This window comes from Draconibacterium sp. IB214405 (assembly GCF_033963885.1).
Lineage (GTDB): Bacteria > Bacteroidota > Bacteroidia > Bacteroidales > Prolixibacteraceae > Draconibacterium.
Map to the genome: position 1 here is coordinate 841,166 of NZ_JAXBMA010000002.1, position 14,805 is coordinate 855,970.

Consider the following 14,805-nt stretch of genomic DNA (forward strand, 5'->3'; position numbering starts at 1 on the left):
AAAAAGCGGGTTATCTTTTGCTGATAACCCGATTGTTCATAGTCTAGTTTAGTTAGATCAGAAAACTTATTGGTCTAATAGAGAAAAGGTAGTTCTTAGTTCTAATAAGTATCTAATTCGTTTTATTCATTAAGGCGATGCTAATATAATATAAAAATGACTCAAACCTTAAGTATTTTTTAAAATTAATTAATGTTTGTTAAAATATGCTCGTGTAATTTATTTAGTGTGTTGATTGTCAGTAATTACGAGTTTAGCAATATGTTTTATAATAGTTTCGAAAATTTTTAAATAAGTTGATGGATTATTCGAAAAATACTCATTTTTCAATTATCTGATAAAAATCATGTTTGTACTAATAAATGTTTTAAAGGTTATGTCAATCAACATCTACTACTTTTTGCCTTAAAAATCTAATGTTTTAATCTGTGTTTTGAAGGCTTTTTTAACCTCAGTCCATTTTCCTTCACCAAGCCGTCTTTCATATTTCCGTATTCGTTAAATATGATCTTATTGGTGAAAATTATACTTAGAAAGATGTTGATGGTGCATCCAACAAAAATGGCGATCATAATCATTATCTGATATTTTATCGCTACGGCAGGTTGACTACCTCCCAGGATTTGTCCGGTCATCATTCCCGGAAGCGTAACCAATCCTACTACCGACATATTTGCAATCATTGGATTGAGGGCGGTTTTTGCAGCCTCTTCAATAAACGGGCGAACAGCAAGCTGCTGATTACCTGTATTGCTCAGCAAAAAACGGTAAAGTTCCCGCTTTTCGGTGTGCGCTCTAAAGTAAGTGTTCAGCCCGACAATATTGTGATTTAGTGCATTCCCCAAAATCATTCCTGTAATCGGTATAAAATAGCGGGCATCAAAAACGTAGTCGAGTTTTAAGATAAACCCAAGGCAAAATGTATCTATAATCAGAATGGATGTGAGGCCGGCAATAAAAAATGGCAAAACGAAATACTTTGTTTTTAATCCTATTCGGTTTATTGCAGTCAGCACGCCAACAACAATCATAACCAGCACCCAAATAGAGTTGATCCAGGCGTTGTTTAACTCGAAAATAAATTCGAGATAGAGTGCCACAAGACCAAGTTGAACGACCATTCGAATAACATTAATAAGTACATCTTTTACCAATTTAATCCGGTAGATGTAAAAAAATACGATCGGAATGACCAACAGAAAAGCTCCAATAGCCAGTTCTTTAAGGTTGATATCGATGATGGTGTTCATAGTTCAATTATACGGTCGCAACTTTCTGCCCACTGTTGGTTGTGCGAAGCAGAAACAATAGTCTTATCTTTTAAGTTGCCAATGGTTTTAATTAGTAGATTAATGGAGTCGTCGTCAAGCGACGCAGTAGGTTCATCCATTAATAGTATGTTTTTGTCGAGTCCTAAACAGACGGCAATTACAATACGCTGTTTTTGCCCTCCGCTTATTTTCATAAAATCTTTCTCTAAAAAGTCTTCAGTTAATCCCAGTTGTGTCAGTGCCTGTTTTATTTTGGGCAACTTTTTCTGAATCCCCATCAAATCAGCCAGTGCAGACCCGTTTTTAACAGGTAGATGGATGTTTTGAGGAACATACATTATTTGCTCCCTGATTTCTTTGATCGTCGTTGGACTTAGATTTTTGCCCGCAACACTTATAGAACCTGACTGTGGAATTACATATCCCTGAAACAGGTTTAGCAACGAGGATTTTCCTTTTCCGGAAGCACCTCCAATACACACGTTTTCACCAGCTTTAATTTTTGCGTTAAAGTTCGTAAATATGGACTTCTCGTTAAAAGCCAGACAGATATCTTTGCATTGTATCATATCTCCAATATACGGAGTTTCAGAGAGCAACGAGAAAAACCATTAAAATTTTCCTTTTATGGCGTTAAATCATAATGAATAGTTTTAAATTGCAAGGGAAGTGGTGATGGATAATAAATGTGTGGCGGGGAATATTTAGATCGTATTTAGGAGAGAAAAATGAAATTCAAAAATCAATAAGATAAACATCTGAAAAATGAAAGCAGTTGTATTAACCGGAATCCGACAAATGAAACTAACCGAAGTGCCCGATCCGGTGTTAACAAGCGAACAGGATGTAAAAATAAAACTATCGACAATTGGTGTTTGCGGATCGGATATTCATTATTACGCTGAAGGTAACATTGGCTCGCAGGTGGTTGAATATCCGTTTACTGTTGGGCACGAGTGTTCAGGTATAATTGTGGAAGTAGGTAAAGATGTTAACAATGTAAAGGTTGGCGATCTTGTTGTTGTCGATCCGTCCGTTCATTGCGGAACTTGTGATCAGTGTCTAGCGGGACGACCTCATACCTGCAGAAACAATAAGTTTTTAGGCTGCCCCGGACAATTGGAAGGATGTTTATCGGAATTTATCGTTATGCCATCTTACACGTGTATTCCGGTTTCAGACCAACTAAATGCTATGCAGGCAGCGTTGATCGAACCTTTATCGATAGGAGTGTACGCCGTCAAACTTGCCCAAATGCAGCATAAAGAATCATCAACAGCCATTTTGGGAGCCGGCCCAATTGGTTTGAGTATTTTAATGAAATTACTCGCCGATGGTGTACCGAATATTGGAATGATAGAACCTCTGGATTATCGTTTGGACAGGGCAGAAGAAATAGGTGCTTCGTGGTTGGTTAATCCCAACCGGGATGATGTTGAAGCTGCAGTAAAAAAACAGGAAGAACTGTTGATGGACATTGTTTTTGAAGCGAGTGGCGATCAGCAGGCAGTTGATAATGCCATAAAAATTCTGAAACCGGGAGGAAAACTTGTTTTGGTTGGAATTCCACCGGACGCCCAATATGTTTTTAACATGGATTTGATGCGTCGCAAAGAGCTTACAATAATTAATGTACGCAGGCAAAATCATTGTGTTGAGGATGCGATCGACCTGGTGGTTTCAGGTAAAGTACAGGTTTCGAAAATGGTTACCCACGAGTTTAACCTTGAAGAAACCCCGGTGGCTTTTGATGTAGTTGAAGGCTATAAGTTTGGAGCAATTAAAGCAATGATAAATCTTTAGTAATAAAAAAAGGAAGCAATTGCTTCCTTTTTTTATTATATCACTAAAACTTTTACGCGTTGTAAGTCGACGAAGCTGTGTCGCCACCACGGCCTGTCCAGTTGGTATGGAAGAATTCGCCACGTGGTTTGTCCACTCTTTCGTAGGTATGCGCCCCGAAATAATCGCGTTGTGCCTGAAGTAAGTTAGCAGGTAAACGTTCGCTGCGGAATCCATCGAAGTAACACAGTGCCGATGTTAATGCAGGTACCGGAATACCATTTGATAATGCAGTTGCACAAACACGGCGCCATCCTGCCTGGGCTTCTTCAACTTTTTGTTTAAAGAATGGATCGAGCAATAAGTTTGGCAGTTCCGGATTATTATCAAACGCTTTCTTAATGTCTCCAAGAAATACCGATCGGATAATACAACCTCCACGCCACATCAAAGCAATTCCACCGTAATTCAGGTTCCAGCCGTGTTCGCTGGCAGCTTCCATCATCAGGTTGTAACCTTGTGCGTACGAAATTATTTTTGCACCTAATAATGCACTTTCAATATCGTCGATAAATTGTTGTTTGTCGCCATTAAATTCAGGTTTTGGTCCTGAGATTACTTTTGATGCCTGCACACGCAAATCTTTTTGTGCCGATAAACATCTTGAGAAAACCGACTCGCCGATAAGTGTTAATGGAATTCCAAGATCAAGAGCAGAAATACCTGTCCATTTTCCGGTTCCTTTTTGCCCGGCAGTGTCGAGGATCATTTCAACGGTTTCTTCGCCATTCTCGTCTTTGTAACCTAAAATATCGCGTGTAATTTCAATCAGGTAGCTATCTAAAATACCTTCGTTCCATTTTTTGAATACCTCGTGCATTTCATCGTTGCTCATTCCCAGCAATTCTTTCATCAGCTGGTAAGCTTCGGTAATAATCTGCATATCGCCGTATTCAATACCGTTGTGCACCATTTTTACAAAGTGGCCGGCACCGCCTTCGCCAACCCAGTCGCAACAAGCTTCGCCACTCTCGACTTTGGCAGAAACAGCCTGGAAAATTTCTTTAACGTGAGGCCATGCTTCAGGCGATCCGCCCGGCATAATCGAAGGACCTTTTAATGCACCTTCTTCACCACCGGAAACTCCAGTTCCAATGTATAGCAGACCTTTGCTTTCAACATAATTTGTACGACGAATAGTGTCGGGGAAGTGCGAATTACCACCATCGATAATTATATCACCCGGCTCAAGATAGGGGATAACCATATCAATAAAGTCATCAACCGGCTGACCTGCTTTTACCAGCATCATAACTTTACGTGGCTTTTCAAGCGAGGCACAAAAATCTTCAATCGAGTGAGCTCCGATAAAGTTTTTACCGGCTCCTCTGCCATTTACAAATTTGTCAACTTTTTCAACCGTACGGTTATAAACCGCCACGGTGTAGCCTTTGCTTTCCATGTTGAGCACGAGGTTTTCGCCCATAACGGCCAACCCAATCAAGCCAATGTCTGCTAATTTTTTCATTTTTATATTCTTTATTTTTTTTATTTTGAATTTTGTAATTGTAGTAACAAAACCAGTTTTTACAGGTTTTGTTTAACTATTTCGTTTGAATCTTAAATCCTAATTCTTTTAGTTTATTCAGGGTGTCCTCCTCTATATTTTTTGCATTGATGGTGTAAGTGGCAAATTCGCGCCGAACGGGATAATCGCCACGCAGCTGCTCAAATTTAAGCGGCGCATCGCGCAGATCATCGTCATCGTTTTCAATGTCGTAGGTGCTTAAAATGGCTTCAGCCAAAATAGAATATTCGCGACGTTGGCTGCCATCGATTTCGATGGTGGTAGTTGCTGGTTCCTCGATGTTAGTTGGTTCCCACTCGTCAATTCCCAAACCAAAAAATCTGCTGATGGCCTGAACACTCATTTTTGTGCCGTTAGCTTTTCCGTCTTTTGAATAGCCTGCAATATGTGGCGTGCCGTATTCGCAAAGGTTTAACAGGTCAAGGTTTATATCCGGTTCATTTTCCCAGCAATCGGCGATGAATCCCTTAATGTCACCGGCTTCAATAGCGTTGTATATTGCTTCTGAATCACAAACCTCTCCTCGACACGAATTTATAATCAATGGATTTTTTTTGAGGTTTTGCAAAAAGTCTTCATCCAGCATATGAAATGTAGCATCATCACCGGTCATGTTTAAGGGAACATGAAAAGTAATAATGTCTGCCTCTTTTTGAATCGTTTCCAGCGCAACAAAGTTTTCACTTCCTTCGGCTCTCTCACGTGGCGGGTCGTTTAACAGGACGTTCATTCCCAATATTCTGCAGGTTTTTTCAACACGTTTGCCTACGTTTCCTACGCCAACAATTCCGATTGTTAATCCGGCGAGGTCAGTTCGTTTGCGCATCGACCATGAGAACAGCGCAGAAGCTATGTATTGATTTACACTTTCAGCATTGCAGCCGGGAGCGTTTGTCCACTCGATGCCGGCCTCCTTGCAATAATCCGTATCAATGTGGTCAAAACCAATGGTTGCCGTTGCGATATATTTTACTTTCGATCCCCGAAGCAGTTTTCGGTTACAAATGGTTCTTGTCCGCGTGATAATTGCATCGGCATCTTTTACAACTTCAGGAGTGGTCTCACTTCCCGGGAGATAAACGACCTCAGCAAAAGGTTCGAGTGCACCTTTTATGTATGGTATTTTGTTATCGATTATAACTTTCATATTTCACCACATTAGACACAATAGGTATCATTAGTTTCCTTTCGGTAAATTCCTAAAGTGTTCTGTTACGAATGTTTTTTGTCCTTCTTTATAAATGTTGGTACAATTAAAATTTATCAAAATTCCTTTCGGCTTTTCTAAAAGTTTCAAATAGGTTAGAAGTTGCGCTTCATGTATGGGGAGAATTTCCTGAACAGCCTTCAATTCAAGAACAATCAAATCTTCCACCAAAATATCGAATCTTAAATCAGCATCAAGTTCCAAACCTCTAAAATTTATAGGAACTTTCTTTTGGCACTCTACTTTCATCCCATTTTCTTGTAACACATGAGCAAGACACTTTTCATAAACACTTTCCAAGAGTCCAGGGCCTAATTCTTTATGAACCTCAATAGCACATCCAATTACATCGTATGTTATAGCATTTACAATTTTTTGAGTTATCATAACTAATGTGCTCTAATGTGCCTATTGTGGTTTCCCGTAATAATCTTTTACCATCTCGTCAAGTACCCAACTTGTGCGGGCTGCCGATTCACCGGTGCTTACACAATTGCCATTTCCCAATAATTCGTTTACAACCTGTTCAACCAGGTTTTGCGAGATATGCTGTGGATTATTAAAACTTAGTTTTTCAGTTCCTTTTTGGTTTTTTACTATCACATCGCCATGCGTAAAGCAAGGCAAACAAATTTCGCCTTTTTCTCCGACAATCTGAATAGAATCTTCAACCGAATTTTCGTCAGCTACAAAACACCAGCTTCCGGTGCCAACAACTCCCGATTCATGTTTCCATGTACCTGATACGGTATCTTCGGCGGGGTAGAGGCCGGCCTGGTTAACTGCCTGTCCTTTTACTTCAGTAATCTTTCCCAAAACAAAATCGAGGTAATCCAATTGATGCGATGCCAAATCGAAAAAATGTCCGGCTCCGGCAACCTCCGGAAAAACATGCCAATGCATCTCCTCCGGTTTTTGATTGGCTTCTGCGGCCTGCTTGTACAGTTTAATATTAACCATTAACGGTTTGCCAATACTGCCGTTTTCAATCAGTTCTTTTACCTTCAAAAAAGCGGGTAACGTTCGTCTGTAATAGGCCACGAATAATGGCGTTTTTGTTTCTTCAGAAACCTTAAGCATCTCCTGGCATTCGTCATAATGTCGCGCCATTGGTTTTTCAACATAAACCGGTTTCCCGGCTTTTAATGCTTCAATGGCATATGACGCATGCGTGTCGGGTGGAGTGGCAATATAAACGGCATCTACGTCGGGATCGTTGATTAACGCCGATCCATCGCTGTACCACTTGGGAATGTTGTGGCGGCGTGCGTAATCTTCGGCTTTTTCCGAATTTCGGCGCATCACAGCAACCAGTTTTGAGTTTTCGACTTTATAAAAAGCCGGACCGCTTTTTACTTCGGTAACGTTGCCAACGCCGATAATTCCCCAGTTAATGCTTTTTTTCTTACTTGAATTATTCAATTTTGCTGTTGATTTTCTTATTAATAATCAAACCTTTCGCGATAGGCCCACAGTCCGATTGCCGGATTTGAAATATAAAATACTTCTTCACCATCAGGCATAATATTAACGCCGTCCTTGAGCTTTTTTGGATCATACTTTGCAGTTACCTCGTCGTAATCTCCATAGTTAAAACCAACACTTTCAATTTCCTGTTGGGTGATGTTTCCTTCACCTTTTCCGGGGCAATAAGTGATATTGAAACGACCTTCGGAAGATCCGTGAATTAAGTGAGCTGCTGCCCCCAAATTGTTCTGCAGGTCTTCGTTTTCTTTTACCAGTTTTAAGGTGTGCGGCGTACCAAAGTAACCGTATTTCCGAATTAACTCATCAATCTTATGATCTTCACCAAATTCCTTCAATGCAGGAGCTAAAACAATTAGTTCTGCACCGTCGGCCAATGCCATACGAGTGCGGTAAATACTTTTGTTGCCCAGCCAGGTACTTTTAAACTCTGTTGGATCGAGCCAAACCACAGCCTTTTTTATTGGCTTTTCAACCATCTCGAAGTTAACCTCGAGCGAAAGTTTAGCTGCTTTATCAAATACTTCAAAATCGTCGCCAATAAAGAGACCGTAGGTTTGCAGCTTTCCATCATCATTTAGTCCAACAACTGTTTGTACATAAATAATTGGCAGATGATTTGAAAAGTTCTCCGAGGCATAATTAAAGACCTTGCGAACAGGTGTGTCGGCACGGCCCATCATTCGCTCCATTCCGTAGGCTGCACCAATGTAATGGCTTTTGTTAATGCCTTCGGCACCACCGGTTCCTACAAAAATATTTTTATTGTAATTGGCCATTCCAACCACTTCGTGTGGCACAACCTGACCAATTGATAAAATGAGGTCGTAGTTGCCCTCAACCAGAATTTTATTTACCTGTGCCGGCCACGAATAATCAACCGCACCTTCTGAAACATCTTTTACAAACTCAGCGGGAATGGTGCCCAAAGTAATTACATCGTTTCGCCAGTCGTGCTCACGAATCAGTTCGGTTGGCATTTTCCCAAACATATGACTGATCTGTTCCATCGTCATAGGCGTGTGTGTTCCCAATGCAGGAAGGACATCAGTTAGGCGTTCACCAAAATATTCCCAGGTAAATTCGGTGAGTTCGCCGGCACGAGAAGGTAGACGGGTGTAATCCGGCGGTATAGCCAAAACTTTTTGTTTGGCTCCCATTTTTTCGAAGGCCTCAAACAGCCCGTTTCTCAGGTCTTCGCCATTTAGTGCTGTTTCAGTAGAACCTTTTTCGAAATATATCATCTGATCAAATTTTTAATTTAAAATGATTAGCGTTTTACGCGCGCATTACCACCCCAAACACTCCAAACCTGTTCTTCGTCGGCAGGTTGTGCGTAGTCGGTTAAAAATGTGGTAGCCAGTGCACCGGTTGCCCAGCCAAATTGTGGCCATTTTTCAGGTTCCCAGTCTTTCAGAATTCCATATAACATTCCGCCAACAAAACCATCTCCACCGCCTATGCGGTCGAGTACGCGGATGGTACGCGGTTCAACTACATGCCAGTTGTCGCCTTCAAGCATAATGGCTCCCCAAAGGTGTTCGTTTACACTAATAACTTCGCGAAGTGTTGTGGCAAAAACCGACGCATTTGGGAAGGTCTCTTTTACGCGAGTGATAAGTCCTTTAAAACCGTCAATTTTTGCATTCAATCCTTCGCCACCGGCTGCCGGGCCTTCAATGCCAAAACAAAGCTGGAAGTCTTCTTCGTTACCAATAAGAATATCAGAAACAGAAGCAATTTCGGTAAAGTCTTTTCGAAGTTGTTCTTCGCGGCCTTTCCAGAATGATGCTCTGAAATTAAGGTCGAACGAGATTTTTGTACCATATTTTTTTGCGGCTCTTGCTACTTCCAAACAGAACTGTGTTGTTTCGGGAGATAGAGCTCCAATCAACCCCGATAGGTGAACGATCTGAACACCTTCTTCGCCAAAAATACGTTCCAGGTCGAAGTCTTTCACATTCAACGTACGGCCAACTTCTCCGGCGCGGTCGTTAAAAACGCGCGGTCCGCGGCTTCCGTAGCCACTGTCGGCAATGTTTATCTGATGGCGGTAACCCCATGGATTTCCCTGCTCCACTTCAGGACCTTCGTAATCCATGTGGCGCGCTTTTAAATTGCTTTGTATAAATTTTGCAATCGGACTGTCTTTTACAAAAGTGGTTAACACTTTAACCGGCATTCCGAGGAATGAGGCAATGCTGGCAACATTTGTTTCGGCACTTGTCGCATATAAAGTAAATTTATCGCTCGAGTGAACCGGTTGCCCGTTTTCGGGAGTGATGCGGGTGCCCATACTTGTTGGAACCAGCATGGCATATTTACAATTTTGTTTTAATTCCATATTGTTTGATTTTATTGTCTGCAAAATAGTATAGCGTTTTGTATGAAGATTAGTTCTGTTTTTTTGTTCCGAAGCATCCTGTTTTATCGTTTGCGTTAACGGCATTTTGACAAAAAGAAGCCGAATTCCGAATCCGGCCAGAGTATTATCAAAATTGTTCTGTTAAACGCCTCCAAATGCGCTGTAACCACCATCAACAGGGATAACTATACCTGTAATAAAGTTCGAAACATCAGAGATCAGGAAAAGAGTTGCGCCTTGCAAATCTTCAGGTTCTCCGAATTTCCCCATCGGTGTATTGTCAACAATTTTTTGTCCGCGAGGGGAGTAGTTGTCCGTTTTTTCGTCCATTACCAAAAAGCGGTTTTGGTGGGTAATAAAAAAGCCCGGAGCAATTGCATTCACACGAATTCCAACTTTAGCCAGGTGAACCGACAACCATTCGGTAAAATTGTTGATAGATGCTTTTGCCGCCGAGTAGGCCGGAATTTTTGTAAGCGGTTTATACGAATTCATCGACGAAACATTAAGTACCACGCCTTTTTTATTCGTTAACATATCGCGCGTGAAAACCATTGTTGGTAGTAATGTTCCTTTAAAATTCAGTGCAAAAACCTTGTCGAAACCTTCCATTTCCAAACCGTAAAAAGTATCCTCCAGTTTGTCCATGTTGTCTTCGGTAATGGTCTCCACTTTTGTGGTTGCCTGCGGATTGTTTCCTCCTGCACCATTTATCAGAATATCGATTGGCCCCAGTTTTTCGTTGATTTCAGTTTTTGCAGCCTCGAGCGAACTTTTATCGAGTACATTGGCTTCTACACCAATAACTTCAGCTCCCGATTCAGCAGCTATCTCTGCAGCCACTTTGTCGGCCACTTCTTTATTTATGTCGGCAATGGCAATTTTAGTTCCAACCGATGCAATGGCTTTAACCATGGCAGTTCCCAAAACTCCAGCTCCGCCTGTTATTACACAAACTTTGCCTTTTAAATCGTTAAATGATAATGCTTGCATAGTTCTTATTTAAATTCTTTGTAGTAATCAACGTTTTCTTTTGTTACAATATCAATTGGTGTGTAACTTTCTTCCTGAATTTTTCTTTTCTGCACAATACTCCTGAATAGCTTATTAACAGCACTGTATCCTTGTTCTTCGGGGCGCTGACAAATAAGAAACTGAACCCTGTCGTTCTTTAAACATTCAATATTTTCTTTTAGAAGATCGTGCCCGATTACCTTCATGTCGTTCAACTGTAACTTATGAATTAAACGGCCAATATAAAATACCTTCGAGTTGGTAACCAGTATTCCTTTGATGTTCTTTTCATTGATATTTTTCTCAACTACCGTCATCCATTCGTCGGAGTTGGTATCCGGAATTTCAAGGGTAAACAGCTCGTGGTTGTTGTCCTTTTTTTGCTTAAACCAATCGTGGATACCCATTTCGCGTTGTACCAAATGGTTTTGGTTATCCATTTCTTTGGCAAAGTGAATAACCAGAATATTACCATCAGGAAGCATTAGGTCGAGTAATTTCCCCGACACCAGTCCGCTTTGGTAAGAATTCTGTCCGATATAACTCAGTTGTCCGGCATTTTTAATTTCCGAATCGATAAAAACGAAAGGAATGTTTTGTTCCTCAAGCTCTTTAATAAAAGCCATAGCTTCCTTTTTATAGAAAGGCGCAAGCACCACTCCGTCGGGTTTTATAGCTAAAATTTTATTGGCTTCTTCAACAAAACTTTTTGAGTCGAACTGGCTAAATGTAAACGATTCAATTTGTAATCCGTATTGCGGCAACTCCGAAATTCGTTTGTTTATGCCTTTTATAGGTTTGGTCCAGTAACCTTCGCCCGACGGTGGTTGCGGAAGGAGCGTGGCAAACGTGGCCGATTTTTTAGAGGCAAGTGTACTGGCCAGAATATTGGGCTGGTAGTTTAGCTCCTCAATAATTTCAAGAATCTTCTTTTTAGTAGACTCCGCTACTTCGCCACGGTTGTGTAAAACCCTGTCGACAGTGCCGATTGAAACCTTCGCTTTCTCGGCAATGTCTTTTATACGTATTTGTTTATTTAGTTCGATAGCGTTCTGAATTTAGAGATAAAATATACCTATCTCAGTTAAGTGCTTTCAAAACTAAACAAAAATATCAGTATTCCGTGTTCGTACACGGAAATTTTATTTTAACATGTTAAGCAACATTTCAGAACAGCGAAACACTAAAATTTCGCCAGGTTCTGATCAGGTTTTTCTTCTAAAAGATGTGGATTTTTTAACAGGTATTTAATGTGGCGGAACAAACGTCCTCCGTGCGAACCGTCAACCACGCGATGGTCGAGTGTAGCTGACAACAACATGATTCTTCGCGGAACAATTTCCCCATTAACCACTGCTGGTTTATTCTGAACAGTTCCCAAAATCATTACAAGCGACACATTTGATGATGGAAGCAACGAACCGTAACCGGTATCGAGACCAACGGTGCCAATGTTAGAAACCACATAAGAGCCAAAACTGTTGGAGTCAAGACCGATTCCCGGCAAAGAGATTCCCCAGTCAATAGTAAGTACACGATACAAGCGGAACAACCATTTGCGGAAAGGCCATGGCACCCGTGCAAGCATATTTTTCGATTGCATTTCGTCGCGTTCGTTTCCTTTTCGCGACTGGCGGATATGTTCAGCAATTTCTTCAGTAACTTCCTGAATGGTTTGTTGGTCGGCATTTTCAACTTTTACCGAACCCATTTGTCCACCGGCAAGCAAAACACTTACAACGCCGTCAACCTGTTTGCGCTGGGCAATTTTCGAACCCTTAACAAAGGTGTTTAGTTCGGGTACTTCGTTGCGAATCGCCCTGCCAATAATTAGCGTGATGATATAAGTAAGTGTGGTTTTTAAGCCTTCTTTTCTTTTTTGTGCGATGTACTTTTCAATATCAGTAACGTCCAGTTCAACCATACCGTAGATTTTCGAGTCGGTTGGTTTTTTGTAGATAGTTGACGCTACTTTGCGCCAATCTGAATTATAGTCAATTTGCTCCATAATAACGATTTATTTTATTCAATCGTTTTCTAAAAAATCTCGAATAATTGCGGCTTTAGGTCGCAAATGTAATCGTTTATATGGAAATCCCTTAAGAAATCTCTCATCGTTTTTTACAAGCTCATAAATATGGGATTAACAAAACACTTAAAACTGCAGTGATTAAGTTCACAATCCGAATTATTCATAAATGGATAAGTAGGTGAGCTAAAGATTTTAAGCAGTTTGCATATTCAATAAAAAGAATAAATTTGTGCACTTAAACTAAACTGTAACTAAACTAACTTTCTCTCTGTTAATGAAACCTAATCCCGAATCTATATTATTCAGGAAGTTTAAAGAGGATGATTCTGCTGCCTTCAACGAGCTATTCGTTAGCTATTATCAACCTTTGTTTTTGTTTGCTTGTAAATTTGTTGAAGAGGATATAGCAAAAGACTTATTACAGGATTGTTTTTTCGAATTGTGGAAAAACAGGAAAACCATTGACATAAAGACTTCACTTTCGGCCTACCTTTTTTCGATAGTACGGAATCGGTGTTACAAATACTTTGAAAAGGAACGGTTAAAAAATGGCAAATTAACTGAGATCGAGATCAAGTTAAAACAGGAAGAATTAAATTATTTTCAGCATTCCGAAAAAAGTGTTCTTGAGTTTGAAATCAGGGACCGGATTCAAAAAACAATCCAGAAACTACCTCCAAAATGTGCCCAGATTTTTAACGAAAGCCGATTCAATGGCTTGTCAAATAAGGAGATTGCTGAAAAATACGAGTTGTCGGTAAAATCGGTTGAAAAGCACATCTCAAAAGCCCTCAAAATATTCCAGGAAGAATTTAAAGACCACTCTTACATCTATTTTCTGCTAAAATTTGAAAATATTTAAAAGCAGAGGTAGGGTTATCTCATCTAAAAATACTCTTATTAAAAATGAACGACAAAAACACTGAAAATACAGATAAGGCTATTCTGCATTTTATTCAAGGCAATGCCGATGATAAAGAAAAAGCTGCAGTGCTGAAATGGCTGAATGAAAATCCGGAGAACAGAAAGAAACTGTTTAAACAAAAGGATCTTTGGAATGCAGCGGAAATTGATTCTGACCGATTGAAAGAACTTGAAAATACTGAATGGCTTGCATTACAAAATAGAATAGAAACCTCGAAAGTAAGACGAGGATTCTTTAAAGAGCTGATTAAAATAGCTGCAATTGTGGTTGTTGCTTTGGGTGTTGGTTGGATAAGTCATTATTTCTATACCGACTCTGTTTCTACCCGCAAAGTCGAAATGCGTACTGTTGAAGCCATAAAAGGACAAATTAAGGAAGTGTTTTTGGCCGATGGTACCCACGTTTGGTTAAATGCCGGTTCACAACTATCGTTTCCATCTGATTTTACTGAAAAGAACCGCGAAATCAGCCTGCATGGCGAAGCCTATTTTGAAGTTACTTCGAGTGAAAAAAATCCGTTTTTGGTAAAAACCGGAAATCACACGGTAAAAGTTACCGGTACCAAATTTAATATTTGCGAATACCCAGAAGATAAAATGATTGAAACCACTTTGGTTGAAGGAAAAGTAAAGATCATTTCGGGCAATTTCTTTAAAGATTTGTATCCGGGCGAACAGGCAACATTTTATACCGAAACAGCTGAAGTATTAATAGGAGAGAAGGATTTTGACATTTACACGGCCTGGCGCGAAGGACGCTACGAATTCAGAAATGAATCGGTTGATAAGGTTTTCCAGATTATGGAACGTTGGTGGGATGTTGAAATCGACTACTCGAAAGAAGAATTTAAATACGAATATATCTCAGGTGTTTTGAGAAAACATAAACCAATTAAACAGCACTTTGAAGTTATTAATGAGTTGGTGCCAATCGACTACAAAATTGATGACGACAACATTACTGTGAAGCTGAAATAGCAGTTACAAATTTTATTTACAAAACTAACTAACTAATACCATTACTGCCTATGAAATGAACTACCTATGCGTCCAAAAAAAACGGGAAATACGCCACATACTTCCCGTTTAACATTACATGTGTAATTTTTTGATTTATAAATTAAAATCGTAGCGAAA

At 40.0% G+C, this 14,805-nt stretch carries 14 protein-coding genes; 3 read left to right on the forward strand and 11 right to left on the reverse strand.

The window, feature by feature from the left end; translation table 11 throughout:
- Nucleotides 1-413 precede the first annotated feature (413 nt).
- Together SLH46_RS09670 and SLH46_RS09675 are read right to left on the reverse strand one after the other, a co-directional pair.
- Nucleotides 414-1,250 carry an ABC transporter permease gene (locus SLH46_RS09670; protein WP_320280975.1) on the reverse strand — a complete coding sequence of 279 codons (837 nt, stop codon included), beginning with the start codon at nucleotides 1,248-1,250 and terminating at the stop codon, nucleotides 414-416.
- Nucleotides 1,247-1,840, reverse strand: coding sequence for an ABC transporter ATP-binding protein (locus tag SLH46_RS09675; protein ID WP_320280976.1), 594 nt, complete (start codon nucleotides 1,838-1,840; stop codon nucleotides 1,247-1,249). Before SLH46_RS09675 ends, SLH46_RS09670 begins: the two co-directional genes overlap by 4 nt.
- Nucleotides 1,841-2,036: 196 nt before the next feature.
- Here SLH46_RS09675 and SLH46_RS09680 point away from each other — a divergent pair, with 196 nt between their 5' ends.
- Nucleotides 2,037-3,074 carry a zinc-dependent alcohol dehydrogenase gene (locus SLH46_RS09680; protein WP_320280977.1) on the forward strand — a complete coding sequence of 346 codons (1,038 nt, stop codon included), beginning with the start codon at nucleotides 2,037-2,039 and terminating at the stop codon, nucleotides 3,072-3,074.
- 52 nt (nucleotides 3,075-3,126) lie between these two features.
- Here SLH46_RS09680 and gnd read toward each other — a convergent pair whose 3' ends face one another.
- The 9 genes from gnd to SLH46_RS09725 form a co-directional block, all read right to left on the reverse strand.
- Nucleotides 3,127-4,581, reverse strand: coding sequence for a decarboxylating NADP(+)-dependent phosphogluconate dehydrogenase (gene gnd, locus SLH46_RS09685; protein WP_320280978.1), 1,455 nt, complete (start codon nucleotides 4,579-4,581; stop codon nucleotides 3,127-3,129).
- A 76-nt stretch (nucleotides 4,582-4,657) separates the two neighbouring features.
- Nucleotides 4,658-5,788, reverse strand: coding sequence for a 4-phosphoerythronate dehydrogenase PdxB (gene pdxB / locus SLH46_RS09690; RefSeq protein WP_320280979.1), 1,131 nt, complete (start codon nucleotides 5,786-5,788; stop codon nucleotides 4,658-4,660).
- A 30-nt stretch (nucleotides 5,789-5,818) separates the two neighbouring features.
- Nucleotides 5,819-6,235, reverse strand: coding sequence for a GxxExxY protein (locus tag SLH46_RS09695; RefSeq protein ID WP_320280980.1), 417 nt, complete (start codon nucleotides 6,233-6,235; stop codon nucleotides 5,819-5,821).
- A 21-nt stretch (nucleotides 6,236-6,256) separates the two neighbouring features.
- Nucleotides 6,257-7,270, reverse strand: coding sequence for a Gfo/Idh/MocA family protein (locus SLH46_RS09700; RefSeq protein WP_320280981.1), 1,014 nt, complete (start codon nucleotides 7,268-7,270; stop codon nucleotides 6,257-6,259).
- A gap of 20 nt (nucleotides 7,271-7,290) precedes the next feature.
- Nucleotides 7,291-8,577, reverse strand: coding sequence for a lactate racemase domain-containing protein (locus SLH46_RS09705; protein ID WP_320280982.1), 1,287 nt, complete (start codon nucleotides 8,575-8,577; stop codon nucleotides 7,291-7,293).
- 26 nt (nucleotides 8,578-8,603) lie between these two features.
- The gene (locus tag SLH46_RS09710; RefSeq protein ID WP_320280983.1) at nucleotides 8,604-9,677 is read right to left on the reverse strand and encodes a PfkB family carbohydrate kinase; all 1,074 of its coding nucleotides are present in this window, start codon (nucleotides 9,675-9,677) and stop codon (nucleotides 8,604-8,606) included.
- Nucleotides 9,678-9,839: 162 nt separating this feature from the next.
- Nucleotides 9,840-10,691 (reverse strand): SDR family oxidoreductase, encoded by an 852-nt coding sequence (locus SLH46_RS09715; protein ID WP_320280984.1) that lies wholly within the window; start codon nucleotides 10,689-10,691, stop codon nucleotides 9,840-9,842.
- 5 nt (nucleotides 10,692-10,696) lie between these two features.
- Nucleotides 10,697-11,770, reverse strand: coding sequence for a LacI family DNA-binding transcriptional regulator (locus SLH46_RS09720; RefSeq protein WP_320281063.1), 1,074 nt, complete (start codon nucleotides 11,768-11,770; stop codon nucleotides 10,697-10,699).
- Nucleotides 11,771-11,895: 125 nt separating this feature from the next.
- Complete coding sequence (locus SLH46_RS09725) at nucleotides 11,896-12,720, reverse strand: 2-oxo acid dehydrogenase subunit E2 (protein WP_320280985.1); 825 nt, start codon at nucleotides 12,718-12,720, stop codon at nucleotides 11,896-11,898.
- 298 nt (nucleotides 12,721-13,018) lie between these two features.
- On the opposite strand from SLH46_RS09725, the gene SLH46_RS09730 reads away from it, so the two are divergent.
- Together SLH46_RS09730 and SLH46_RS09735 are read left to right on the forward strand one after the other, a co-directional pair.
- Nucleotides 13,019-13,606, forward strand: coding sequence for an RNA polymerase sigma-70 factor (locus SLH46_RS09730; RefSeq protein ID WP_320280986.1), 588 nt, complete (start codon nucleotides 13,019-13,021; stop codon nucleotides 13,604-13,606).
- 44 nt (nucleotides 13,607-13,650) lie between these two features.
- Nucleotides 13,651-14,646, forward strand: coding sequence for a FecR family protein (locus SLH46_RS09735; protein WP_320280987.1), 996 nt, complete (start codon nucleotides 13,651-13,653; stop codon nucleotides 14,644-14,646).
- Nucleotides 14,647-14,805 lie beyond the last annotated feature (159 nt).

Excerpts from the sequence above, each read along its gene's own strand:
- SLH46_RS09670 (WP_320280975.1), bottom strand. The coding sequence starts at position 1,250 with ATGAACACCATCATCGATATCAACCTTAAAGAACTGGCTATTGGAGCT.
- SLH46_RS09675 (WP_320280976.1), bottom strand. The coding sequence starts at position 1,840 with ATGATACAATGCAAAGATATCTGTCTGGCTTTTAACGAGAAGTCCATA.
- SLH46_RS09680 (WP_320280977.1), top strand. The coding sequence starts at position 2,037 with ATGAAAGCAGTTGTATTAACCGGAATCCGACAAATGAAACTAACCGAA.
- gnd (WP_320280978.1), bottom strand. The coding sequence starts at position 4,581 with ATGAAAAAATTAGCAGACATTGGCTTGATTGGGTTGGCCGTTATGGGC.
- pdxB (WP_320280979.1), bottom strand. The coding sequence starts at position 5,788 with ATGAAAGTTATAATCGATAACAAAATACCATACATAAAAGGTGCACTC.
- SLH46_RS09695 (WP_320280980.1), bottom strand. The coding sequence starts at position 6,235 with ATGATAACTCAAAAAATTGTAAATGCTATAACATACGATGTAATTGGA.
- SLH46_RS09705 (WP_320280982.1), bottom strand. The coding sequence starts at position 8,577 with ATGATATATTTCGAAAAAGGTTCTACTGAAACAGCACTAAATGGCGAA.
- SLH46_RS09710 (WP_320280983.1), bottom strand. The coding sequence starts at position 9,677 with ATGGAATTAAAACAAAATTGTAAATATGCCATGCTGGTTCCAACAAGT.
- SLH46_RS09715 (WP_320280984.1), bottom strand. The coding sequence starts at position 10,691 with ATGCAAGCATTATCATTTAACGATTTAAAAGGCAAAGTTTGTGTAATA.
- SLH46_RS09725 (WP_320280985.1), bottom strand. The coding sequence starts at position 12,720 with ATGGAGCAAATTGACTATAATTCAGATTGGCGCAAAGTAGCGTCAACT.
- SLH46_RS09730 (WP_320280986.1), top strand. The coding sequence starts at position 13,019 with ATGAAACCTAATCCCGAATCTATATTATTCAGGAAGTTTAAAGAGGAT.
- SLH46_RS09735 (WP_320280987.1), top strand. The coding sequence starts at position 13,651 with ATGAACGACAAAAACACTGAAAATACAGATAAGGCTATTCTGCATTTT.